The following is a 24,514-nucleotide window of genomic DNA, read 5'->3' on the forward strand; positions in this document are numbered from 1 at the left end:
ATGGGCGCGGTCTTGCGGGTTCTGGACGGTCTGGCGCGGCTGAGCGGCATCCTTGCGATGCTGCTCCTGGCCTCGGCGACGGTGGTGGTCACGCAGATGGTCATCTGGCGCTATTTCCTGGGCGCCTCGACCGTCTGGCAGACCGAATACGTCATCTTTTCGACCACGGCGGCGATGATGCTGGGCGCGCCCTATGTGCTGGCGCTGAAGGGTCATGTTGGCGTCGATCTGCTGGTCGAGCGGGCGGGTGGCGGGATGCGCCGGGTGCTGGCGCTGGTCTCGGGGCTGGCGTCGCTTTTCTTTGTCGGCGCGCTGGCGTGGTCGGGGGCGCATTTCCTCTTCGAGGCAACGATGAAGGGCTGGACCACGGACACGATCTGGGCCTTGCCCCTGTGGATCCCGTTCTGGCCGGTGCCGTTTGCGTTCACGCTGATGGCGCTACAGCTGGTTGCGCAACTGGTCGTCACGGTTTTCCCCGAGATGACTCCGGCGGAAGGAGGCTCGTGATGTCGCCAAGCATGGCCGGGCTGGCCGTTCTTGTCACCATGTTGGTGCTGCTGGCGTCGGGCACCCCGATTGCCTTTGCCCTCGGTTTCGTGGCCGTCGCCGCGCTGGTCCTGTCCGAGGGCTGGTTCGCCATCGGCGGCCTGTCCGAGACCTTCTTCGCGGGGCTGGCGAATTTCGGCATGGTCTCGGTGCCGATGTTCATCCTGATGGGTGCGGCGGTGGCGTCGTCGCCTGCGGGCAAGGATCTGTACGAGGCGCTGGATCGCTGGCTCTATCGCGTGCCGGGCGGCATGGTGATGTCGAATATCGGCGCTTGCGCGCTGTTCGCGGCGCTGTCTGGCAGCAGCCCGGCGACCTGCGCCGCCATCGGCAAGATGGGCATCCCCGAGATGACCAAGCGCGGCTATCCCAACTCGCTGGCCGCAGGTTCCATCGCGGCGGGCGGCACGCTTGGCATCCTGATCCCGCCCTCGGTGACGATGATCGTCTATGGCATCGCGACCGAGACCTCGATCGGGCGGCTGTTCCTGGCCGGGCTGATGCCGGGGCTGATGCTGACCGCGCTGTTCATGGCCTGGGCGCTGTTCGATTGCTGGCGGCACGGGCTGGGTCTGTCGGATGTGACGCGCCGCTATTCGTTGGCCGAACGGCTGGAGAAGCTGCCGCGGGTGCTGCCTTTCCTGATCATCGTGGCGCTGATCCTGTTCGTGCTTTACGGCGGCGTCGCCACGCCGTCCGAGGCGGCGGGAACCGGGGCGCTGATCTGCCTGCTGCTGGTCGCGGTGATCTATCGCATGTGGAAGGCCGGGCCGATGGTCGCGATCTTCCGCGACACGATCCGCGAGGCGGTGATGATCATGTTGATCCTCGGTGCGGCGGAGCTGTTCGCCTTCGCGCTGTCCTCGCTGTTCATCACGCAGACGGTGGCGGACGGGATCGCCAGCCTCGAGGTCAACAGGTGGGTGCTGCTGATCGTGATCAACATCTTCCTGCTGGTCGCGGGCTTTTTCCTGCCGCCGGTAGCGATCATCCTGATGACCGCGCCGATCCTGATGCCGATCCTCGATTCGGCCGGGTTCGATCCCTACTGGTTTGCGGTCATGCTGACGATCAACATGGAGATCGGGCTGATCACGCCTCCGGTCGGGCTGAACCTCTATGTCATCAACGGCATCGCGCCGCAGATATCGCTGCGCGACATCCTGATGGGCTCGTTGCCCTTTGTCGGGATGATGGTGCTGGGTATGCTGTTGCTGGCGATCTTCCCGCAGATCGCCCTGTTCCTGCCCGAACTCATCATGGGAGCGGCGCAATGACCCTGACCGCGCAGATCTATGACCGGCTCAGTAGCCTCGTCGTCAGCTCCGGCTGGCGGCGGGGGAAAGAGGCCGCGCCCAGGCCTGAGGCACTGATCGAATCCGCCCGCGCCCTGCCGGGGCTGCGCTCCGAGACGCGGGTGATGGCGCTGGCCGTCGAGGTGCTGGACGGTTACGCGGCGCTGGACGATGCCGGCAAGCAAGTGTTCTTCGATGCGCTGCGCGACGGTTTCGATCCCGACCCCGAGGCGCTGGCAGGCGCCGCACGCGCCTATCTGGACATCGGCGATCCGGCGGCGCTGGAGACATTGTCGCGCCTCGCCGAGCCTCCACGGCAGGAATTGCTCCGGCGGTTGAACATGGCTCCGGGCGGGACGGCGCGGCTGGTGGGGATGCGGGCCGACCTGTTGCGGCTGACCGGGCGCGACAAGGATTTCGCCCGCGTCGATGCCGATTTCCGGCACCTGCTGAAATCATGGTTCAATCGCGGCTTCCTGGAGCTGGTGCGGATTGACTGGCGCAGCCCGGCGCTGCTGCTGGAAAAGCTGATCGAATACGAGGCGGTGCACGAGATCCGAGATTTCCGCGATCTGCAGATGCGGGTGCTGCCGCCCGACCGGCGCTGCTATGCCTATATGCACCCGGCCATGCCGGACGAGCCGCTGATTTTCGTCGAGGTGGCGCTGACCGAAGGCCTGCCGGATTCGGTGCAGCGGCTGATCGACGAGACCCGCGAATTGCTGCCGCCGGAAAAGGCCGATACGGCGGTGTTCTATTCGATCTCGAACTGCCAGGCGGGGCTGGCCGGGATCAGTTTCGGCAACCTGCTGATCAAGAATGTCGTGGCCGAATTGTCGCGGGAACTGCCGGGGCTTTCGGTTTTCGTCACGCTTTCGCCCATTCCCGGCCTGCGGGCATGGATGGAGGAACGCGCCAAGGCGGGAGAGACCGCCATCGCCAAGCTGCTGGACGAGCCTACACCCGCCGCCCTGTCGGCGCAGACCGCCCGCTATCTGCTTCTGGCCAAGGATGGCAGGGGCCGCCCGCGCGATCCGGTGGCGCGGTTCCATCTTGGCAACGGGGCCGAGGCGCATCGGGTGATCCCCGGCGCCGATATATCGAAACGCGGGCAGAAACAGTCGCTTGGGATGATGGTGAATTACCTTTATGACCGCCGCCGGATCGAGGCGCAGCATGACGAGTTCACCGAAAGCGGTACCATAGCAGCGCCGAAGAAATTGCAGGAACTGGCCCGCAAGACCGAGGCCGAGGCAAGGCAGACGGACGGAAAGAAGAAGAAATGACCAACACGCTTTTTGACGCATCGATGGGCCCGCATGAGGGCTCGACCCGTGACTTCCTGATCCTCGGGGACGGCAAGCGGATCAGCTATGACGAGATCCATCGACTGTCCGGGCGCCTGGCCAACCTGCTGCAGGCCGAGGAGGTGAAGCCCGGAGACCGTGTCGCCGCGCAGGTCGAGAAATCGCCCGAGGCGCTGGCGCTCTATTTGGCGACGGTTCGGGCGGGGGGCGTGTTCCTGCCGCTGAATACCGCCTATACCCCCGCCGAGATCGCCTATTTCGTCGGCGATGCCGAGCCTGCACTGGTCGTTTGCGATCCGGCGCGCGAGGCCAAGCGGGCCGATTTCATGCCCGCTGACGGCAAGCTGATGACGCTTGGCGCGGATGGCAGGGGCAGCCTGATGGAAGCCGCTGCCGCCCATGACGAGGCGCATGATCCGGTCGCACGCGAAGGCGGCGACCTGGCGGCGATCCTTTATACCTCGGGCACCACCGGCCGCTCGAAAGGCGCGATGCTGAGCCATGACAACCTGCTCTCCAATGCCCGCACGCTGAAGGATGCCTGGCGCTTCACCTCGGATGACGTGCTGCTGCATGCCTTGCCGATCTTTCATACCCACGGGCTTTTCGTGGCCTCGAACGTGATGATCCTGTCGGGCGGAGCGATGATCTGGCTGCCGAAATTCGACGCCGCGCAGGTGGTCGGATTGCTGCCGCAGGCGACCACGATGATGGGCGTGCCGACCTTCTACACGCGGCTGCTGGATCGTCCCGATTTCGACCGCGAGCTGGTCAGGGACATGCGGCTGTTCACCTCGGGCAGTGCGCCCCTGCTGGCGGAAACCCACCGCGCCTTCGAGGACCGCACCGGGCATCGCATCCTCGAACGCTATGGCATGACCGAGACGAACATGAACACCTCGAACCCCTATGACGGGGAGCGGCGGGCGGGAACCGTCGGCTTCCCCCTGCCGGGGGTGGAACTGCGGATCATCGGCGAGGACGGAGCGGAGGTTCCGCAGGGCGAGATTGGGCAGATCGAGGTGCGTGGCGGCAATGTCTTCCAGGGCTATTGGCGGATGCCGGAAAAGACCGCCGAGGAACTGGGCGCGGATGGCTGGTTCAAGACCGGCGACCTGGGGATGATCGACGCGGATGGTTACGTGACCATCGTCGGGCGCGGCAAGGATCTGATTATCTCGGGCGGATTCAACATCTACCCCAAGGAGGTGGAACTGCTGATCGACGAGATGCCGGGCGTGCTGGAAAGCGCGGTGATCGGCGTTCCGCATCCCGATTTCGGCGAGGGGGTGGTCGCGGTGGTCGCGCGCGCGAAGGATGCCGAGCCCGACCCGCAGGGGATCATCGACGGGCTGGCCGACCGCTTGGCGCGGTTCAAGCAGCCCAAGAAGGTGATCGTGGTGGATGAATTGCCGCGAAACACCATGGGCAAGGTGCAGAAGGCGGCGCTGCAGGCCGAGCATGAGGCTCTGTTCAAGGGCTGAAAGCCGGCCGATATTGCACCTGACGGCGCGGGGGGAGGGGGCGCTCGCGCCCCCTCTTGCGTCCCGGCGGGCCGCAATTCACCCCCGAGGATATTTGCATGAAGAAGAAGGGCTGCGCGGCAGGCTGTCGTCATGTAAGGAGGGCAAAACGGAGGGGATTATGCTGGTCGATCCGAATGCGCCTTTTTTCAGGCCGCTCTGGGTGCGGGTGCTGTGTGTTGCGCTGCCGTTGATCTGGGCTTGGGTCGAATTGTCGAATGACAGTCCTTTCTGGGCGATCCTGTTCGGAGCGGCAGGGCTTTACCTGGGATTCGAACTGTTCTTCCGCCGCAAGGGCGACTGACCGTGCTGACGCTCAGGCCAGGGCGCCTGCAAAGAAATGCGAGATGTCCTGCCAGTTCCGGACCCGGTCATACCGGTTTTCCCGGCGGTTCTTGGGGGCGTCGTAAAGAAGGCCGCGCCCGTCCAGCCTTTCGAAATGATGGGGGGTGTCGTCGATCAGGTAATCGACATTCACGACATGCTTGTGGCCGCAGAACACCAGCCGCAGCGGGTCGAAAAACGGCAGATGCTCACCCACCCATGCAAATTTGTGGCGAAGGCTGCCGGGATGTTCCATCGCGGCCGTGACGATGAAGATATCATGGGCGCGATAGAGTTCGGCCAAGACCTCGACCGCATCATCCATCGGGGCGAGATGCCGGAAGATCGAGCCTTCGTTCAGCATCTCGGCCATGGCGGCATTCTGCGACGAGGTCAGCAGCGTCTCGATCGGCTCATCGGCCCGGTCGCCGAGGGACAGGCCGAATTCCTGCTCGGCCCATCCGATCAGGCTGGCATGGGTGTTGCAGATCACATCGTCCATATCGACGCCGATCCGGTATCTTGTGCTGGTCATGGAATGGTCCTGTCAGGCTTGCAGATCAATGGCGCCGCTCAGCCATGCGAAACCGTTCGCGGGCAGGTCGAGCCTGTCTTCCGACAGTGACGCATGGGTGGGGCCGGATAGTGAGGCACCGCCCGTGACGGTCAGTTGCCGCGGGGTTTGCGACAGGTTGAAGACGCAGGTCAGGGCTTCGCCGTCATGGATCCGGCGGAAGGCAAGGATCGGTTCGGGCAGGCCCAGGAATTCGGTTTGTCCCATGCGCAGCGGGGTCTGCGATTTGCGGAAGGACAGGGTGGCGCGATAGGCAGCCAGCACGCTGTCATTGTCGGCCTGCTGGATCGAGACGGCCCGGCCTGCCTGCGCCGCCTTGACCGGCAGCCATGGATTGGCGGTGCTGAAGCCTGCATTCGGGGCGTCCGCATCCCAGGCCATCGGGGTGCGGCAGCCGTCGCGGCCCTTGACCTCGGGCCAGAAACGCAGGGCGGGCGGGTCGGTGAGTTCCTCATAGACCAGTTCGGTCTCCGTCTGGCCCAGTTCCTCGCCCTGGTAGAGACAGATCGTGCCGGGGAAGGACAGCAGCATCGCCGCCGCCTGCCGGGCGAGCGCATCCGGGTTGCCTGCATGGTCCTGCCAGCGGGTGACATGGCGGATCACGTCATGGTTCGAGAAGCTCCAGCAGGAATGCCCGTCCGGGGCACCCTTTTGCACGCCCTCGATGCAGCGGCGGAAATGCGCGGCGGTGAAATCCGGGCTGAGCATCTCGAAGCTGTAGCACATGTGCAGCCGGTCGCTGCCCGTCGTGTATTCCGCCATGATGTCGATGGCAGTCTGACCGCCATCCCCGACCTCTCCCACCATCATGCGCGCGTCGTATTCGTCGGTCAGGGCCCGCATCCGTTTCAGGAAACCGATATTCTCGGGGCGGTTCTTGGAATGGACATGCTGCTGGAAACCATAGGTTTCCGGCCCGGTATGGTCGGGATTGGGCGGGTTGTCGCGCAGTTCGGCGTCGTGGAAATAATAGTTCACCGTGTCCAGCCGGAAACCGTCCACGCCGCGCTCCAGCCAGAAGCGCATGGTTTCCAGCAGCGCATCCTGCACGGCCGGGTTGTGCATGTTCAGATCCGGCTGTTCGATCAGGAAATTATGCAGGTAATACTGCCTGCGGCGCGGCTCCCATTCCCATGCCGGGCCACCGAAGACCGAGGGCCAGTTGTTCGGGGGCGTGCCATCGGGATTGGGATCGGCCCAGACATACCAGTCGGCGCGCGGGTTGTCGCGGCTCTGGCGGCTCTCGGCGAACCATGGATGCTTGTCGCTGGAATGGCTGATGACTTGGTCGATGATGACCTTCAGCCCCAGTTCATGCGCCCGTGCGACCAGCGCGTCGAAATCCGCGAGCGTGCCGAAAAGCGGGTCGATATCGGTATAATCCGACACGTCATACCCCATGTCCTTCATCGGCGAGGTGAAGATCGGCGACAGCCAGATCGCATCCACGCCAAGGCCGGCGACATGGTCGAGGCGTTGCGTGATGCCCTTCAGATCGCCAAGCCCGTCGCCATCGCTGTCCTGAAAGCTGCGGGGGTAAATCTGGTAGATCACCGCGTCACGCCACCATTCCGCCATCGGCTGCTCCTGTGTCCTCAATGAGATTCGGCCCGAGTAAATCATGACTGTAGCCGGGAGCGAAAGAAATTGTTAGCGTTAACTAACGCATTGCTCGAATCTTTGCGCCGGATAGAGTGGGGTCATGGAACACGTAACGAACACGGCTATGATTGGTGCAGAGGATCTTGCCCTGCTGCTTGATGCGCGGCACGGCCAGCCATTCGATGTGCTGGGACCGCATGAGAGGGGCGGGCGGATATGCGTCGCGGCCCTGGTGCCGGATGTCGCGGCGCTGGTGGCGCTGACCGGCAAGGGCGAGATGCCGCTGGAGCGGATTGGCGGCGATCTCTTCGCGGGGCCGGTCGGTTCCGGCGCGTACCGGCTGAAGGCGCGCTCGGGCGGCGGGGTCGAATGGGAGTTCGACGATCCCTATCGCTTCGGCCCGGTGCTGGGCGAGACGGACCTGTATCTGATCGGCGAGGGTACGCATCGGCGGCTGTGGCAGGCACTCGGCGCGCATGTGATGACGCATGAGGGCGTTCGGGGCACGCATTTCGCGGTCTGGGCGCCGAATGCCCGCCGCGTTTCGGTTGTCGGGGATTTCAACCGGTGGGACGGGCGGCGTCACCCGATGCGGCGCGCAGGCAACGGGTTGTGGGAGATCTTCCTGCCCGATGTGGCGGAGGGCGCGCTGTATAAATACGAGATCCTCGATGCCAGTGATGCCCTGCAACTCAAGGCCGATCCGGTCGGTTTCGGTTCGCAGCACCCGCCGGAACAGGCCAGCGTGGTGCGCGACATCTCGGGCTATGGCTGGCATGACGCGGCCTGGATGAAGGACCGCGCCAAGGCGCATGACCGCCGTGCGCCGATCTCGGTCTACGAGGTGCATCTGGGATCGTGGCGCAGGCGTTGGGATGATGGCGGGCGGCCCCTGTCCTACAAGGAAATGGCGCGCGACCTGGTAAATTACGCCAAGGATATGGGCTTCACCCATCTGGAATTGCTGCCGGTCAGCGAGTTTCCCTTTGACGGTTCATGGGGCTACCAGCCGGTGGGGCTTTACGCACCGACGATCCGTTTTGGCCCGCCGCATGAATTCCGAGATCTGATCGATGCGGCGCATGAGGCCGGGCTGGGCGTGCTGCTGGACTGGGTGCCGGGGCATTTCCCGACCGATGCGCATGGGCTCGCGCATTTCGACGGCACCGCGCTGTATGAGCATGCCGATCCGCGCGAGGGGTTCCATCAGGACTGGAACACGCTGATCTACAATTACGGCCGCACCGAGGTTCAGAACTACCTGATCGCCAACGCCATCTACTGGCTTCAGGAATATCATGTCGACGGGCTGCGCGTGGATGCGGTGGCCTCGATGCTGTATCGCGACTATTCGCGCAAAGAGGGCGAATGGATCCCCAACAAGGATGGCGGACGCGAGAATTACGAGGCCATCGCCTTCCTGCAGAACATGAATATCGCCGCCTATGCCGAGGCCGAGGGCATCATGACCGTGGCCGAGGAGAGCACCTCTTATCCGCAGGTCTCAAGTCCCGTGGATGTCGGCGGGCTGGGTTTCGGCTATAAATGGAACATGGGCTGGATGAACGACACGCTGCGCTACATGCAGCGTGATCCGGTGCATCGGCAGCACCATCACGACCTGATGAGCTTTGGCTTGATGTATGCCTTCTCGGAAAATTTCATCCTGCCGATCAGCCATGACGAGGTCGTGCATGGCAAGGGCAGCATGCTGGGCAAGATGCCCGGCGACGAATGGCAGAAATTCGCGAATCTTCGCGCCTATTACGGCTTCATGTGGGGGCATCCGGGCAAGAAGCTCTTGTTCATGGGTTGCGAATTCGCCCAGCCCGAGGAATGGAACCACAATGCCGAACTGAATTGGCACGCCGCCGAACAGCCCCCGCACAAGGGGGTGCGAACGCTGGTGCGCGACCTGAACTGGCTTTACGCGCATACGCCCGCGCTGCATCGGCGCGATTGCGAGGCCGAGGGGTTTCAGTGGATCGCGACCGATCCCGAGCAATCGACCTATGCCTGGATCAGGTGGGGGGACGAGGGAGATCCCCCCGCCATCGTGATCTGCAATTTCACCCCGGTCCCGCGCGAGAATTTCCGCATCGGGGTCCCGTGCGAGGGATACTGGGCCGAGGCATTGAACACCGATGCGGTGATCTATGGCGGCAGCGGCATGGGCAACCTGGGAGGAGCGGAGGCGGATGGGGGGCCGCAGGACGGGCAGCCCGCCTCGATGGCGATCACCCTGCCGCCCTTGTCCGTCGTGATTTTTACCGCGTCGGAATGATTTTTCATAAAAATGGGAGAGGGGATGACAGATGGCCGAGACAAAGAGACTGACCCGGCGGGCGATGGCCTTCGTTCTGGCCGGCGGGCGTGGCAGCCGGTTGAAGGAACTGACCGACAGGCGCGTGAAACCCGCCGTCTATTTCGGCGGCAAGACCCGGATCATCGATTTTGCGCTGTCCAACGCGATGAACTCGGGCATTCGCAAGATCGCCATCGCCACGCAATACAAGGCGCATAGCCTGATCCGTCATTGCCAGCGCGGCTGGAACTTCTTTCGGGCCGAGCGGGGCGAGTTCCTGGATATCCTGCCCGCCTCTCAGCGGGTAGACGAGGAAAGCTGGTATCGCGGCACGGCGGATGCGGTGACGCAGAATATCGACATCGTGGACAGCTATGGCGTCGATTACGTCGTGATCCTTGCCGGCGATCACATCTACAAGATGGATTACGAGATCATGCTGCGCGAGCATGTCGAGAATGGCGCCGATGTGACCATCGGCTGCCTGACCGTCCCGCGCAAGGAGGCGAGCGCCTTCGGGGTGATGGCGGTGGACGATACCGGCCGGATCACCTCTTTCCTCGAAAAGCCCAAGGATCCGCCCGCCATGCCCGGTCAGCCCGACAAGGCGCTGGCCTCGATGGGGATCTATGTCTTCAACTGGGCTTTCCTGCGCGACCTGCTGCTGCGCGATGCCGAGGATCCGGATTCCAGCCATGATTTCGGCAATGACCTGATCCCCGAAATCGTGAAGAACGGCAAGGCGATGGCGCATCGCTTCGACGATTCCTGCGTGCGGCGCGAAGGGGCGCCCGCCTATTGGAAGGATGTCGGCACGGTCGATGCCTTCTGGCAGGCCAATATCGACCTGACCGATTTTACCCCCGAATTGAACCTGTGGGATCGCGACTGGCCGATCTGGACCTATTCCGAAAGCGTGCCTCCGGCGAAATTCATCCATGACGAAAAGGGACGGCGCGGCTTGGCGGTATCCTCGATGGTGTCCGGCGGCTGCGTCATCTCGGGAACCGAGATCCGCAACTCGCTGCTGTTCACCGAAGTGCATACCAATTCCTATGCCTCGCTGGATCACGTGGTCGCTTTGCCCTATGTGACGGTGCATCGTCATGCGAAACTGTCCCATGCGGTGATCGACCGTGGGGTGGTGATCCCCGAAGGGCTGGTCGTGGGCGAGGATCCGCAGGAGGACGCGAAATGGTTCCGGGTCAGCGAAGGCGGCGTGACGCTGATCACGCAGGACATGCTGGACAAGCGGGCAGCGGCGCTGTGATCCGCGTCCTGTCGGTCACCTCGGAATGCGCACCGCTGGTCAAGACCGGCGGGCTGGCCGATGTGGCCGGCGCCCTGCCTGCGGCGCTGGCGGGGCACGGGGTGCAGATGCGCACCCTGCTGCCCGGTTATCCCGCCGTCATGGCGGCGCTGAAAGGCAAGACCGAGGCCGAGCGGTTCGACGATCTTTTCGGAGGACCGGCCCGGCTGCTTGCCGGTCAGGCGGCGGGGCTCGATCTGCTGGTGATCGATGCGCCGCATCTGTTTGCCCGCGAGGGCAATCCCTATCTGGGGCCGGACGGCCGCGACTGGCCCGACAATCCCGAACGTTTCGCCGCATTGTCATGGGTCGGCGCGCATGTCGGGGCCAAGGGGGCAGGGGGCTGGCGCCCGCAGATCCTGCATGGCCATGACTGGCAGGCGGGCTTCATGACCGAATATCTGCGGCGGATGCAGGCGGATGACCTGCGCACGGTCCTGACCATCCACAATATCGCCTTCAACGGTCCCGCCGATCCAGGGCGGCTGCATTCCCTGCGCCTCGATCCCGGGCGCTTCCACAGCGAGGGATATGAATATTGGGGCGCGATCTCGGCGCTGAAGGCGGGGCTGATCGGGGCGGACCGGCTGACCACTGTGTCGCCGACCTATGCCGAGGAACTGATGACGCCGGAATTCGGCCTTGGCATGGACGGGGTCATGCGCCACCGCCGCGATGCGCTGACAGGAATCCTGAACGGCATCGACGAGACGGTCTGGAATCCTGCCACTGACCCGGCGATCAAGACCTATCGCGATCTCAAGGGCAAACCCGCCAACAAATCCGCCTTGCGGGGCGAGATGGGCCTGCCCGAAAGCGATGGCCCGCTCTGCGTGATCGTCTCGCGCATGACCGAGCAGAAGGGGCTGGACCTCGTGCTGCAGGCCCTGCCTACCTTGCTGGAAGGCGGGGGCCAGCTTGCCCTGCTGGGCTCGGGCGATCCCGCCCTGCAGACCGCCTTCGAGCGCGCCGCGAAGAACCCGCATGTCGCGGTTCGCATCGGCTATGACGAGGCGCTCTCGCATCGCATGATCGCGGGCGGCGACGCGATCCTCGTGCCCTCGCGCTTCGAGCCCTGCGGGCTGACGCAGCTTTACGGGCTGCGCTATGGCACGCTGCCGCTGGTTGGCCTGACCGGGGGGCTGGCCGACACGGTGATCAACGCCTCTCCCGCCGCTCTGGCGCGCGGAGTGGCCACGGGTATCCAGTTCTCGCCGATCACCGCCGAGTCGCTGCGCAATGCGCTGACCCGGCTTTGTGCGCTCTACAGGGACCGCGAAACATGGTCGCGGATGCAGGCGAACGCGATGGCGCAGCCCGTTGGCTGGGATCAATCGGCCAGGGCCTATGCCGCCATGTATGCCGAGTTGATCGGCTGAGCACCGAATGGGCATCCCATTGCAGCTTCGTGCCGATGCGGCTATTTCCAAGCCATCGCGGGACGCGGTTCCCGGATTGGGCCGGATTGGCAACCGGACCTTTACAATTCGCTGATAAGCACCGGGAATGACTGACAGATACGCGATCACCGCAGGACTCCCGACCCCCCTGGGCGCCACGTTTGACGGCGCCGGGGTGAATTTCGCCGTCTTCTCGCAACATGCCGAGCGGGTGGTGCTCTGCCTGTTCGACGCAAAGGGCCGCGAAACCCGTATCGACCTGCCCGAGCGCGAGGGACATGTCTGGCATGGCTATATCCCGGGGCTTCGGCCCGGCCAGAGATACGGCTATCGCGTCCACGGCCCCTATGCCCCGCAAGAGGGCCATCGCTTCAATCCCAACAAGCTGCTGATCGATCCCTATGCCAAGCGCCTCAGCGGCAAGCCCGTCAATCACGATGCGCTTTGCGGTTACCGCGCCGGACATGCGGATGCCGATCTCAGCTTCGACCGGCGGGACAGCGCGGCCTATATGCCGAAATCGCTGGTGGTCGATCCCACCTTTGCCTGGGGAGACGACCGCCCCCTGCGCCATCCCTGGACCGAAACGGTGATCTACGAGGCGCATGTGAAGGGCCTGACCGCCGGACGTCACGGCATCCCCGAACCGGGCACATATCTGGCGATGGCCTCCGACCCGATCCTCGACCACCTGAACGATCTTGGCGTGACCGCGATCGAGCTTTTGCCGGTGCATGCCTTCAAGGACGACCGCTTCCTGACCGAGAAGGGGCTGGTCAATTACTGGGGCTACATGTCCTATGGCTTCTTCGCGCCCGAGCCGCGCTACATGCGCGACGGCGATATAGCCGAGTTCCAGCAGATGGTCGCGCAGTTCCACCGGGCGGGGATCGAGGTGATCCTCGACGTGGTCTACAACCACACCGCCGAGGGCAATGAACTGGGGCCGACCCTGTCTTTTCGCGGCCTCGACAACGCCGCCTATTACCGGCTGACCGAGGATCGGCGCTATTACGTCAATGACGCGGGCACCGGCAATGTGCTGAACATGGACAGCCCCTTCACACTCAGGCTGGTCATGGATTCATTGCGTTACTGGGTCGAGGTGATGCATGTGGACGGTTTCCGCTTCGACCTCTGTTCGGTTCTGGGCCGGACCGGCGGGGCGTTCGACCGCGACGGCCCCTTCTTTCGCGCGGTGCGTCAGGACCCGGTGCTGAACCGGGTCAAGCTGATCGCCGAGCCATGGGATATCGGGCCGGGAGGCTATCAGCTCGGCTCCTATCCCGCGCCCTTCGCGGAATGGAACGACCGTTTCCGCGACCAGATCCGCGGATATTGGAAAGGCGATGCCGGGCTGATCGGCAAGCTGGCCAAGCGCATCGCCGGATCGGCGGCTCGGTTCGATCATGACGGACGGGCGGCAACCTCCTCGGTCAATTTCATCGCCGCGCATGACGGGTTCACGCTGATGGATACGGTCAGCTACAACCAGAAACATAACGAGGCCAATGGCGAGGATAACCGCGACGGCCACGATCACAATGTCTCGGATAATTGCGGTGTCGAGGGGCCGAGCGATGACAGCGAGGTGACAGCCCGCCGCGCCCGCCGCCGCCGCAACCTGATGGCGACGCTGATGCTGTCGCAGGGCACGCCGATGATCCTTGCGGGTGACGAGTTGGGCAATTCGCAGGGCGGCAACAACAATGCCTATTGCCAGGACAATGCAACGGGTTGGGTGGACTGGGACAGCGCCGACCGGGATTTCCTGGAGTTCTGCCGCCGGGTGATCGGCTTCCGCAAGGCCCACCCGATTCTGCGGCAAAGGCGCTTCTTGCACAGCCGCCCGCGCCGCGAGGACGGTCTGCCCGACCTGTTCTGGCGCCGCGCCGATGGCGAGCCGATGCGCGAGGAGGACTGGACCAATCCCGAGTTGCGCCTGCTGGCGGTCGAGATGCGGATGGCCTCGGGCACGCCCCCCTACGCGGCCCTGCCCGGAGCGGTCTTCCTGGTCTTCAACGCCGGGGCGGAGGCGCAGGTGCGCTTGCCCGACATCGCAGATGGCAAGGCATGGCGGCGGCGTCTGGACAGTTCCCGCGACGACGAGACCGATGATCTGGCGGCAGAGGCCGAGACGATCGCGGCCGACAGCGTCACGGCCTTCGTCATGTGCGGGGCCGGGGAAGCGGGATGACCGGAGCAGTGGCAGTCAGGACGTCCCGCCCCTTCTTCATCGTGGAAAATACCTGCTTGGGGTTGCCGCTCGTCAGTCGTTGATATCGCGATCCCAGGTCCGCACCTGTCCCTTGTTGCGCCCGCGACCCGGCGCAGGATCAGCCAGATCACGCCCGACAACACTGCCGTCACGACCAGCGTCAGGGGCAGCTCTGCCGACCAGATGCCGCTGACCAGCAGCAAACCCATCAGCCCCATGGCCGCAGCGATTCCCATGAAGAACCAACCCGGCGCAAAAAGTTCCAGCACCGCCAGGACCAGCCCAATGATGATCCAGAGCCAACCGTTGAGCCAGATCATTACGCCTTGCCTCCCAACAGCTTGAATGCATCACCGAATGATTCCAGCGCGGCGGAGGGAAGGATGACAGTCTGTTTGCCGGCACCCTTGCCGACCTCGGTCAGCGCATCCGCCTGTTTCATCGCGATCTGGTATTGCGCCGCCTGCAATCCGTTCTTCGAGATCGCCTCGGCGATGGTCGAGGTCGCAAAGGCCTCGGCCTCGGCCAATATGCGTCTGGCCTTGGCCTGTTGCTCGGCGGCATAGAGCTCGCCATCGGCGGCCAGTTCGACCGCGCGGCGCCTGCCCTCGGCCTCGGTCACCTGTGCACGGCGGGCGCGTTCGGCATTTAACTGTTGCAGCATGGCCGCCCGCGTCGCCTCGTCCAGGTTGACGTCGAGGATTTCAGCCCGGGTCACCTCGATTCCCCAGTCATCGACGACATTCACCAGCGATTCGCGGATGCGCTGGATCAGTTGCGAGCGGTTCGACTGCACCTGGTCCAGCTCGACCGTGCCGATCTCGGAGCGCACGATCCCCGCGACCGTGGTGGCGATGGCGGGGTCGATGTCGCGGATCCGGTAGACGGTCTTTTCCGGCTCGATGATACGATAGAAGACAGATGTCTCGACCTCCACCAGCACGTTGTCGGCGGTGATGGCGTCCTGGCGATTGGTGGGCAGCTGGCGTTCGAGGATCGAGATCCTGTGCGCCACGCGATCCAGGAACGGCACGGTGAAATTGATGCCCGGCCCCAGCACGGACCGCAGCCGGCCAAAACGTTCCACGACATATTTCTGGGATTGCGGAACGATGCGGACGGCGCGGCTGATCGCCAGGAAGATCACGATTGCGAGAACGATGAGGACCAGGTTCCGGCCAAGCAGATCGCCAAGGATCGTCGTCAAATCTTGCATGAGAAAACCTTTTTATTCCAGATTAATGAATTATTCCGCGGCGATGCTTTCCCCGGAGATCGCACCTGAATCGAAGGCCGAGAGCCTGCGAATCACATTGGCCAGCCGGCCGGAGAAATTGTCGAATTCAGGGAGCGGCGTGATCGTCGACTCGTTCATGTAAAGCGATCGGTCGATCTCGACCTGCACGACATGGATGTTGTGCCCCGGCCGCCCATAGGTCGAGCAGATATAGGCCCCCGAGAAGGGAGAATTCCGGCGGACCCTCCATCCTTCGTCCTCGATTACGCCGGCGATCGCGTCCAGAACCCGGGCGGCCGCCGACAGGCCATAGCGATTGCCCAGAACGAATTCCGGGCGGGGATCATGCAGATGGGACAGGGCGTCATGCGGCATGGAATGCATGTCGATCAGGATTGCCTGGCCGAAACGTGCCTGTGCCTCGGTGATCAGGGCGTTAAGCGCCTGGTGATAGGGGCGCCAATAGGCATCGATTCGACGCTCGGCCTCGGCCCGGTCGATGGGACGGTTGTGGATCGCGCGTCCCTGGGCGACGACACGGGGAATCACCCCCAGCCCGGCAATCGTGCGCTGGTTGAGAGGGTGCCGGGGAATGCCGCGCACCACCAGCGGATCGATCTCGTCCGGCCCCCGGTTCAAGTCGATCAGGCAGCGCGGCATGCGGGCGGAGAGGGCCACCGCGCCATGATCCGGAGCGGAATCGATGAGCCTGTCGACGAAAGCATCCTCGGACGAGCGCAGGGCATTCATCGGCAATGACGTGTTCTCGAGGAACCAGTCGGGATACTCGCTGCCCGAATGGGGTGAGGCGAAAATGACGCCACTCGTCCAGTGATCCGGGCGTTGCAATGAAAACGGCATGTCAGGCCTTGTCAAAAAACCATTCCCCAACCTCCAAGATACAATTACCTTATAGACCAGAGCGCGGCTGTTCCAATAGGTCTTGAAACCTGCTTAAGGCGTCTGTATAGACACGCGGACCGAGGCGGTTGCGCCTGCAATTCTTCATCGATTGCGGCGGAATCACCAGAGGTTCGGGCGGTTAGCTCAGCGGTAGAGCACTACGTTGACATCGTAGTGGCCACTGGTTCGATCCCAGTACCGCCCACCATTATTTCGCCGCCCCCGGCTGGTGTCGGGGGCATTTCGTTTTCCTGGCGGCTGCGACGCGCCGCGATGAAGGAGAAGGCCGATGAAGGTTCGCAACTCGCTCCGCTCGCTCAAGAGCCGGCATCGCGACTGTCGTGTCGTGCGCCGCAAGGGCCGCGTTTACGTGATCAACAAGACCAACCGCCGCTTCAAGGCCCGTCAGGGCTGATCGGCGGGATCACCGCGAAGACGAAATCACCCGCCCTTTCCGGCGGGTTTTTTCATGCGGTTGCGTATTGGTTCGGTTCCAAGGCGACCGGTGCCCATTTTTCCGGCAATGCCTTTTGGGGGAGAGCGATGATCGAGCGTCACCACCAGGATGGCAATATGCGATCCACCGCGCTCTATTCGCAATGCGAGGCCTATCGCTATGCGCTGACCCGGGAATGGGCCGCGGGCGAGCGGCTGCTTTTCGTCATGCTCAACCCTTCGACCGCGGATGAGCAGCGCAACGATCCCACCGTCGAGCGCTGCGAGCGCCGGGCGCGTGCCCTGGGCTTCGGCGCGTTCCGGGTGGTGAATATCTTTGCCTACCGGGCGACCCGCCCGCAGGATTTGAAACGGGCGCCCGAGCCGGTCGGGGCCGAGAATGACCGGATATTGCTTGACAGTGCAGCCTGGGCCGACCGCATCCTTTGCGCATGGGGCGCGCATGGCGATCATCTGGGCCGTGGTCAGGCGGTCGAGCGGATGCTCCGGGCAACCGGGCGCGGCCTGTGGCATCTCGGGCAGACGAGGCATGGCGCGCCGCGGCATCCCTTGTATATCGGTTATGCCGCGCAGCCGGTGCCGTGGCGGTGATTCGACGCGTTCGGCAGCCGGTTGGTGTCATCGTCACAGAACGCTTTTCTTTTGTGGAAAAACCTTCTATACGCCCTCATCCGCATGGCTTCCGCCTGGCGGCGATACTCCATGGGCCAGTGCTGGACGACATCCCGGCCTGCGCCATAACGCTCTGATATGAAAGGGGACCCCGATGTCGATTACTGTTGAGGAAAAGGCCAAGGTCATCAAGGATTACGGCACCAAGGAAGGCGATACCGGTTCGCCCGAGGTGCAGGTCGCGATTCTGACGTCGCGTATCTCGACGCTGACCGAGCATTTCAAGACGCATAAGAAAGACAACCACTCGCGTCGTGGTCTGCTTAAGCTGGTCGCGCAGCGCCGGAAGCTGCTGGACTATCTCAAGCGCAAGGATGAAGCGCGCTACACTGCCCTGATCGGCAAGTTGGGTCTGCGCCGCTGATCTTTTGAAACGCGCCCGCTGGACGGGCGCGTTTTCTTATGGTGCCGGGCAATGGGGCCGGGCGCCGGCATGATGAAGGCGCGGCAGGGGCCGTGCCGGTAAGGAAAACGATGTTTGATGAAGTGAAGAAATCGATCCAGTGGGGCCAGGAAACCCTGACGCTGGAAACGGGCAAGGTCGCCCGTCAGGCCGACGGCTCGGTCATCGCCACCCTGGGCGAGACCAGCGTCATGGCCGCTGTCACCTTCGCGAAGGAACCGAAGCCCGGTCAGGACTTCTTCCCGCTGACGGTGCATTACCAGGAGAAATTCTATGCCGCGGGCAAGGTGCCCGGCGGCTTTTTCAAGCGCGAAGCCCGTCCCTCGGAAAAAGAGACGCTGACCTCGCGCCTGATCGACCGTCCGATCCGCCCGCTCTTCGCGCCGGGCTTCAAGCATGAAGTGCTGGTGATCTGCACGGTGCTCAGCCACGATCTGGTCAATGATCCCGATATCGTCGCCATGATTGCCGCCTCGGCCGCACTGACGATCTCGGGCGTGCCCTTCATGGGGCCGATCGGTGCCGCCCGGGTGGGCTTCGTCGATGGTGAATATGTCCTGAACCCCGAGGTTTCGGACATGGACAACCTGCGTCAGAACCCCGAGCAGCGCCTGGACCTGGTCGTCGCCGGCACCAAGGACGCCGTGATGATGGTCGAGTCGGAAGCCTATGAGCTTTCCGAGGCCGAGATGCTCGGTGCCGTGAAATTCGGCCATGAGCAGATGCAGCCGGTCCTCGACCTGATCATCCAGCTTGCCGAGGCAGCCGCCAAGGAGCCGTTCGACTTCCAGTCGCCGGATTACTCGGTGCTTTACGCCCGCGTGAAGGAACTGGGCGAGGCCGATATGCGCGCCGCTTATGCGATCCGCGACAAGAGCGAGCGCCAGGACGCCATTGCTGCCGCCAAGACCAAGGTCAAGGAAAGCCTGACCGAAGAGGAACTGGCCGATGAGAACCTCGGCTCGGCGCTGAAAAAGCTCGAATCGGGCATCCTGCGCGGCGACATCATCGATGGCGGCGCACGGATCGACGGCCGCGACAACAAGACTGTCCGTCCGATCGATTGCGAAGTGGGCCTGTTGCCGCGCACCCATGGCTCGGCATTGTTCACCCGCGGCGAGACGCAGGGCCTGATCGTGACCACGCTCGGCACCGGCGATGACGAGCAGATCATCGATGCGCTGCACGGCAATTTCCGCTCGAACTTCCTGCTGCATTACAACTTCCCGCCCTATTCGGTCGGCGAGGTTGGGCGTTTCGGCCCTCCGGGCCGCCGCGAGATCGGTCATGGCAAGCTGGCATGGCGCGCGCTTCAGGCGGTGCTGCCGGCGCAGACGGATTTCCCCTATACCATCCGCCTGGTCTCCGAGATCACCGAGTCGAACGGCTCGAGCTCGATGGCAACGGTTTGCGGATCGTCCCTGTCGATGATGGATGCGGGCGTGCCGCTCAAGGCTCCGGTCGCGGGCGTCGCCATGGGGCTGATCCTCGAAGACGACGGGCGTTTCGCCGTCCTCACCGATATCCTGGGCGACGAGGATCACCTCGGCGACATGGACTTCAAGGTTGCCGGGACCGATCAGGGGATCACCTCGCTGCAGATGGATATCAAGGTCGCGGGCATCACGCCCGAGATCATGGAGCAGGCGCTTGCGCAGGCGCGTGATGGCCGGATGCATATCCTGGGCGAGATGGGCAAGGCCCTGACCGAAGGCCGCCGCGAGTTCAGCGCCCATGCCCCGCGCATCGAGACGATGAACATCCCGACCGACAAGATCCGCGAAGTGATCGGCTCGGGCGGCAAGGTCATCCGCGAGATCGTCGAGGTTTCTGGCGCCAAGGTCGATATCAACGACGACGGCGTGATCAAGATCGCCTCGGCCAATGCCGATTCGATCAAGAAGGCCTATGACATGATCCACTCGATCGTGGCCGAACCCGAAGAGGGCCAGGTCTACACCGGCAAGGTGGTGAAACTGGTCGATTTCGGCGCTTTCGTGAACTTCTTCGGCAAGCGCGACGGGCTGGTGCATGTCAGCCAGATCGCCAATCGCCGCCTTGGCCATCCGTCCGAGGTTCTGCAGGAAGGCCAGGAAGTGAAGGTCAAGCTGCTGGGCTTCGACGACCGCGGCAAGGTGCGCCTTGGCATGAAGATGGTCGACCAGGAGACCGGCGAGGAAATCACCGAGAAGAAGGAAGAGACGACCGAAGGGTAAGCTCTTTTCCGTTCCCGGCCCCGATGGTTGCATCGGGGCCGGTTTCCTGTTCCCGACATTCCACGGTGATGCGTGATGTCTGACTGGCCCATCCTTGTTCCGGCACCGCCGGTAATGATGACAGGATTGCGCGACCGAATATTCACGCCCATCGGACGAGCGAAGGAGCCATGATGACGGAACCGGTAAGCGTTATTTGCATGAAATGGGGCACGCTCTACAGTGCCGATGATGTGAACCGGCTTTTTCGGCAGGTTCGCCGCCACCTGTCCCGCCCGCATCGCTTCGTCTGTTTCACCGATGACACTTCGGGGCTCGATTCCGGGATCGAGGCGCAGCCATTGCCGGAACTGGGACTGCCCGAGGGGCATGGGGATACGCGGTGGCGCAAGCTGGCCCTGTTCCGCCGTGATCTGGGCGGGTTGCGGGGAACTGCCCTGTTTCTGGATATCGATCTGGTTGTGGTTGATGACCTGTCGCCGTTTTTCGACCTGCCGGGGGACTTCTTCATCATCCGCGATGACGACCTGTTCCGCCCCAAGCCGCTGCGCAAGATCAATCCCGAGCGTGACGCATTCCTGCACAGTGTCGGCAATTCCAGTGTCTTCCGCTTCGAGATCGGCGCGCATGATTATATCCTCGACGCCTATCTTGCCGATCCTGCCGCCGCGACCGCGCGATACGAGATCAGCCAGCAATTCCAGTCGGCGCAACTGGCGGAGTATGGGTATTTGAGCTATTGGCCAAGGGGCTGGTGCGTCAGTTTCAAGAATGATTGCGTGCCGCGAAACCTGCTCAGCTATGTCAAGGCTCCCGGCCTGCCCGACGGCGCGAAGATCGTCCTTTTCGCGGGCGAGCCGAAAATGGCCGATGTCTTCGCCGGAGGCGGGCATCGCTGGTATCGTCGCATCGGCAATATCGGCTGGCTGCGCCGCGCGTGGGAAGGATGAACTCTATTTTGCAAAGCTGCTCGGCGCGAGTTGCAGCCTCGCCAGCGTGCGAGCCTTGACGCGCCATTTTATGGTGAAATCTTCATCTACCGTCTGTCCGCCGATCCGGCAACGTGCCGCGCGTTCCGGGAAAAACCGATTTGGAATGCGCTGCGTGCCCAGGGTATAGGCAAGCAAGCGTTCGGAATGCAGGCCCCTGCCATATTCGCCTACAAAGCTGGGACCGAATTTCATCCTCGAACCGTAGATGTCAGCCGACCGGCCCGAGGTGGTAATGGCGATTCGGTCGTTGAGGCCCCGGCAAGTCAGCCATGCCGGGGTATGGATCGCAGGTCCGGGACGCGCGAGAGCCCTTGCAAAGACCGGGTGCAGCGAATCGAGATAGACGAGATCGGGGCGAAGAAAGACATAAAGATCGGCCGGATCGGTCAATGCCAGTTTCGTTCCGGCTTGGAGGGACTTTTGCTGATGCAACAGGTTGCGCAACGAGGCGTAATCGTCGTCCCAACGGTCGGGATAACGCTTGTAGAATTCCAGTTCCCCGGCGATTTCATCATCGGCCTGGCTCCGCAGCGAGATATCGGGGAAGCGGTGAATGATCGCATTCGGTTCGGCGATTTGCCCCAATTCACCTGATCGGGAATTTTCTATTTGTCGCGGAAGGTTGAGCTGACCGACCACTTCTACGGCGCCGCCTAGCTCATGTAACGGAGCGAGGATGTTCTCTTCAAAACTATCGACAAAGGAGGGAATGTGGCGTGGCATCCCGAAAAGGATCAATTTCGCGGTAAACTTCGTCATGCATCGTCGCTGTGATTGATATTCGGGCCGACGATATCGCCGGCCCGGTACAATATGCGGGAATGGGGCCGTTGGCCTCTCACGCCGGATCCTTGGCAAAACGCAGATAGGGCAGCTTGAAATCCAGCTTGCCGTATTTTTCCTCGGCTGCCTTGTCGTCCAGCGCCAGCGCGACGATCACGTCCTGACCCGGCACCCAGTTGGCGGGGGTCGCCAGCGGCGCGCCATCGGTTTTCTTCACCGCGTCAAGCGCCCGCAGGATCTCGGCGAAGTTGCGGCCGACCGACATCGGATAGGTCATCGTCAGGCGCACCTTCTTGTCGGGGCCGATGATGAAGACGGTGCGGACCGTGGCCGAATGCTGGGGCGTGCGTCCCTCGGTGGGCAGGTAGTAATCTGCGGGAAGCATGTCATAGGCCTTGGCGACCGTCAGCGTGCTGTCGTCGATGATGGCGAAATTCGCAGGCGTTCCGGCGACCTGCTCGATGTCGCGTTGCCATCTTTCGTGATCTCCGACGGAGTCGACCGAGACGCCGATAACCTTGGTGCCGCGTTTCTCGAACTCGCTCGCCAATTGCGCGACGACGCCGAATTCGGTCGTGCAGACCGGGGTGAAATCGCGCGGATGGCTGAAGACGATGGCATAGCTGTCGCCCAGCCATTCATGAAAGCGGATTTCCCCCTGGGTCGAGTTGGCCGTGAAATCCGGAGCGGTATCATTGATGCGCAGAGACATGGGCGGTCCTTTCGTCTGGTTGCGTTGCCATCAACATAGGTGTCCGGGCGGGGATTGCCAGCCTGTCAGGATGTCGCAGATTGACCGGCCCCCGGGCAGATCGCCCGCCATACGGCCCTTGCGGAGGGCGGGGCGCGATGTCACTTTCTGATCGGCATATCTCAGGAGGACAAGATGGACACGCTGCTTGATAAACGCAAATTCTATATCGACGGTCAATGGGTCGATCCGGCCAGGGCCAATGATCTGGAAGTTGTCGATCCGTCGAACGAGGAAGCGGTGGCCGTGATCAGTCTCGGCGGCCAGGAAGACACGGATGCCGCCGTGGCGGCTGCGAAGGCGGCTTTCCCTGCATGGTCGCGGACTTCCCCGACCGAGCGGTTGGGCTATGTCGAGAAGATCCTCGAGATCTACGAACGCCGAGCTGGTGACATGGCATGGGCGATCAGCCACGAAATGGGCGCGCCGCAGGATATGTCTCTGGCCGCTCAGGTCGGCGCGGGACGTGGGCATATCAAGAACTTCATCAAGGCTTTCAAGGAGTTCGAATTCATTCGACCGCTTGGCGATCACGCCCCCACCACGATGGTGGCCTGGGAGCCGATCGGGGTTGTCGGGCTGATCACGCCCTGGAACTGGCCGATGAACCAGGTGACGCTCAAGGTGATTCCCGCGCTGCTGGCTGGCGATACCGTGGTCCTGAAACCGTCCGAGATCGCGCCCCTGTCCTCGATGGTATTCGCCGAATACCTGGACGAGGCGGGATTGCCGAAAGGTGTCTTCAACCTGGTGAATGGCGATGGCGCGGGCGTGGGCACGCAATTGTCCACCCATGAGGATGTCGAGATGATCAGTTTCACCGGCTCGACCCGCGCCGGGATCGCGATCAGCAAGGCGGCGGCGGACACGCTGAAGAAGGTCGTGCTGGAACTGGGCGGCAAGGGCGCGAATATCGTCTTTGCCGATGCCGACGACAAGGCGGTGATCCGTGGTGCGCAGCATTGCTTCAACAATAGCGGCCAGTCCTGCAACGCGCCGACCCGGATGCTGGTCGAGCGCTCGGCCTATGACCGCGCCGTCGAGACGGCGGCGAAGGTGGCGGAAGAGACATCGGTCGCGACCGCCCATCAATCCGGCAATCATATCGGGCCGGTGGTCAGCAAGCAGCAATGGGACAAGATCCAGGGTCTGATCCAGGCGGGTATCGACGAAGGCGCGCGCCTGGCCGCGGGCGGTCCCGGCCTGCCCGAAGGCGTCAATCGTGGCTATTTCGTGCGTCCGACGGTCTTTGCCGATGTCCGCAACGACATGACCATCGCGCAGCAGGAAATCTTTGGCCCGGTTCTGTCGATCATTCCTTTCGACGACGAGGAACAGGCCGTCGCGATCGCAAATGACACACCTTACGGGCTTACCAATTACGTCCAGACGCAGGACGGCGCCAAGCGCAACCGGGTGGCGCGGCAATTGCGCGCGGGCATGATCGAGATGAATGGCGAATCGCGCGGGGCGGGATCGGCATTCGGCGGGGTCAAGATGTCGGGCCGGGCGCGGGAAGGCGGCGTGATGGGTCTGGAAGAATTCATGGATTCCAAGTTCATCAGCGGTTGGGACCGCGACGCGGGGTAACTTGCCCTGCTGACATCGCCATGAAAAGCAGCCCGATGGGCTGCTTTTCGATCCTGCCGCGAAATCCCGCTATCCGATTTTGCTGGAAATGCTTTACTCTTTCGACAC

Annotated in this window: 21 protein-coding genes and 1 tRNA gene; 16 read left to right on the forward strand and 6 right to left on the reverse strand. The window is 63.1% G+C overall.

What is annotated here, in order from left to right:
• The 5 genes from A7A09_RS01790 to A7A09_RS01810 all read left to right on the forward strand — a co-directional run bounded on the left by A7A09_RS01790 (window position 1) and on the right by A7A09_RS01810 (window position 4,975).
• Entirely contained in the window at window positions 1-507 is a 507-nt protein-coding gene (locus tag A7A09_RS01790) for a TRAP transporter small permease (RefSeq protein WP_170166990.1), read from the forward strand.
• On the forward strand, window positions 507-1,823 hold the full coding sequence (locus A7A09_RS01795) for a TRAP transporter large permease (protein WP_106689739.1): 1,317 nt from the start codon (window positions 507-509) through the stop codon (window positions 1,821-1,823). Before A7A09_RS01790 ends, A7A09_RS01795 begins: the two co-directional genes overlap by 1 nt.
• Window positions 1,820-3,127, forward strand: coding sequence for a malonyl-CoA decarboxylase (locus A7A09_RS01800; protein ID WP_106689741.1), 1,308 nt, complete (start codon window positions 1,820-1,822; stop codon window positions 3,125-3,127). The genes A7A09_RS01795 and A7A09_RS01800 overlap by 4 nt, the downstream gene beginning before the upstream one ends.
• A complete protein-coding gene (locus A7A09_RS01805) occupies window positions 3,124-4,632 on the forward strand; it encodes a malonate--CoA ligase (protein ID WP_106689743.1) in 1,509 nt (502 codons plus the stop codon). Before A7A09_RS01800 ends, A7A09_RS01805 begins: the two co-directional genes overlap by 4 nt.
• 160 nt (window positions 4,633-4,792) lie before the next feature.
• A complete protein-coding gene (locus tag A7A09_RS01810; protein WP_106690031.1) occupies window positions 4,793-4,975 on the forward strand; it encodes a hypothetical protein in 183 nt (60 codons plus the stop codon).
• Window positions 4,976-4,987: 12 nt separating this feature from the next.
• Here the strand turns inward: A7A09_RS01810 and A7A09_RS01815 are convergent, their stop codons facing one another.
• Window positions 4,988-5,530, reverse strand: coding sequence for a 5' nucleotidase, NT5C type (locus A7A09_RS01815; protein WP_106689744.1), 543 nt, complete (start codon window positions 5,528-5,530; stop codon window positions 4,988-4,990).
• Window positions 5,531-5,542: 12 nt separating this feature from the next.
• Window positions 5,543-7,147, reverse strand: a complete 1,605-nt coding sequence (locus A7A09_RS01820) for an alpha-glucosidase (protein WP_106689746.1) — start codon at window positions 7,145-7,147, stop codon at window positions 5,543-5,545.
• 148 nt (window positions 7,148-7,295) lie between these two features.
• Here A7A09_RS01820 and glgB point away from each other — a divergent pair, with 148 nt between their 5' ends.
• From glgB to glgX, 4 genes are all read left to right on the forward strand, one after another.
• Window positions 7,296-9,455: a 1,4-alpha-glucan branching protein GlgB gene (glgB, locus tag A7A09_RS01825; protein ID WP_106689748.1), complete on the forward strand. Its 2,160-nt coding sequence runs from the start codon at window positions 7,296-7,298 to the stop codon at window positions 9,453-9,455.
• 31 nt (window positions 9,456-9,486) lie between these two features.
• A complete protein-coding gene (glgC, locus tag A7A09_RS01830; RefSeq protein WP_106689750.1) occupies window positions 9,487-10,746 on the forward strand; it encodes a glucose-1-phosphate adenylyltransferase in 1,260 nt (419 codons plus the stop codon).
• Complete coding sequence (gene glgA, locus A7A09_RS01835; protein ID WP_106689752.1) at window positions 10,743-12,164, forward strand: glycogen synthase GlgA; 1,422 nt, start codon at window positions 10,743-10,745, stop codon at window positions 12,162-12,164. The genes glgC and glgA overlap by 4 nt, the downstream gene beginning before the upstream one ends.
• 127 nt (window positions 12,165-12,291) lie before the next feature.
• Window positions 12,292-14,382, forward strand: coding sequence for a glycogen debranching protein GlgX (gene glgX / locus A7A09_RS01840; RefSeq protein WP_106689753.1), 2,091 nt, complete (start codon window positions 12,292-12,294; stop codon window positions 14,380-14,382).
• 340 nt (window positions 14,383-14,722) lie between these two features.
• Here glgX and A7A09_RS01850 read toward each other — a convergent pair whose 3' ends face one another.
• Together A7A09_RS01850 and A7A09_RS01855 are read right to left on the reverse strand one after the other, a co-directional pair.
• Window positions 14,723-15,619 (reverse strand): SPFH domain-containing protein, encoded by an 897-nt coding sequence (locus A7A09_RS01850; protein WP_106689755.1) that lies wholly within the window; start codon window positions 15,617-15,619, stop codon window positions 14,723-14,725.
• A 30-nt stretch (window positions 15,620-15,649) separates the two neighbouring features.
• Complete coding sequence (locus A7A09_RS01855; protein WP_106689757.1) at window positions 15,650-16,501, reverse strand: N-formylglutamate amidohydrolase; 852 nt, start codon at window positions 16,499-16,501, stop codon at window positions 15,650-15,652.
• A gap of 175 nt (window positions 16,502-16,676) precedes the next feature.
• Between A7A09_RS01855 and A7A09_RS01860 the strand changes: the two genes are divergently transcribed.
• From A7A09_RS01860 to A7A09_RS01885, 6 genes are all read left to right on the forward strand, one after another.
• Window positions 16,677-16,751: transfer RNA gene (locus tag A7A09_RS01860), tRNA-Val, on the forward strand.
• Window positions 16,752-16,832: 81 nt separating this feature from the next.
• The gene (gene ykgO / locus A7A09_RS01865; protein ID WP_076527305.1) at window positions 16,833-16,958 is read left to right on the forward strand and encodes a type B 50S ribosomal protein L36; all 126 of its coding nucleotides are present in this window, start codon (window positions 16,833-16,835) and stop codon (window positions 16,956-16,958) included.
• Window positions 16,959-17,086: 128 nt separating this feature from the next.
• Entirely contained in the window at window positions 17,087-17,590 is a 504-nt protein-coding gene (locus tag A7A09_RS01870; protein ID WP_106689758.1) for a DUF1643 domain-containing protein, read from the forward strand.
• A gap of 175 nt (window positions 17,591-17,765) precedes the next feature.
• Window positions 17,766-18,035, forward strand: a complete 270-nt coding sequence (gene rpsO / locus A7A09_RS01875) for a 30S ribosomal protein S15 (protein WP_106689760.1) — start codon at window positions 17,766-17,768, stop codon at window positions 18,033-18,035.
• A gap of 110 nt (window positions 18,036-18,145) precedes the next feature.
• A complete protein-coding gene (gene pnp / locus A7A09_RS01880; RefSeq protein ID WP_106690032.1) occupies window positions 18,146-20,290 on the forward strand; it encodes a polyribonucleotide nucleotidyltransferase in 2,145 nt (714 codons plus the stop codon).
• A gap of 173 nt (window positions 20,291-20,463) precedes the next feature.
• Complete coding sequence (locus A7A09_RS01885) at window positions 20,464-21,240, forward strand: hypothetical protein (protein ID WP_106690033.1); 777 nt, start codon at window positions 20,464-20,466, stop codon at window positions 21,238-21,240.
• A gap of 3 nt (window positions 21,241-21,243) precedes the next feature.
• On the opposite strand, the gene A7A09_RS01890 is transcribed toward A7A09_RS01885, so the two are convergent.
• Window positions 21,244-22,041 carry a hypothetical protein gene (locus tag A7A09_RS01890; protein ID WP_148043602.1) on the reverse strand — a complete coding sequence of 266 codons (798 nt, stop codon included), beginning with the start codon at window positions 22,039-22,041 and terminating at the stop codon, window positions 21,244-21,246.
• A gap of 79 nt (window positions 22,042-22,120) precedes the next feature.
• Window positions 22,121-22,777: a peroxiredoxin gene (locus A7A09_RS01895; protein ID WP_106689764.1), complete on the reverse strand. Its 657-nt coding sequence runs from the start codon at window positions 22,775-22,777 to the stop codon at window positions 22,121-22,123.
• A gap of 174 nt (window positions 22,778-22,951) precedes the next feature.
• Between A7A09_RS01895 and A7A09_RS01900 the strand changes: the two genes are divergently transcribed.
• A complete protein-coding gene (locus A7A09_RS01900) occupies window positions 22,952-24,406 on the forward strand; it encodes an aldehyde dehydrogenase family protein (protein WP_106689765.1) in 1,455 nt (484 codons plus the stop codon).
• Window positions 24,407-24,514: the final 108 nt, after the last annotated feature.

It is taken from the genome of Paracoccus methylarcula (assembly GCF_003007735.2).
In the GTDB taxonomy this organism is placed as follows: Bacteria; Pseudomonadota; Alphaproteobacteria; order Rhodobacterales; family Rhodobacteraceae; genus Paracoccus; species Paracoccus methylarcula.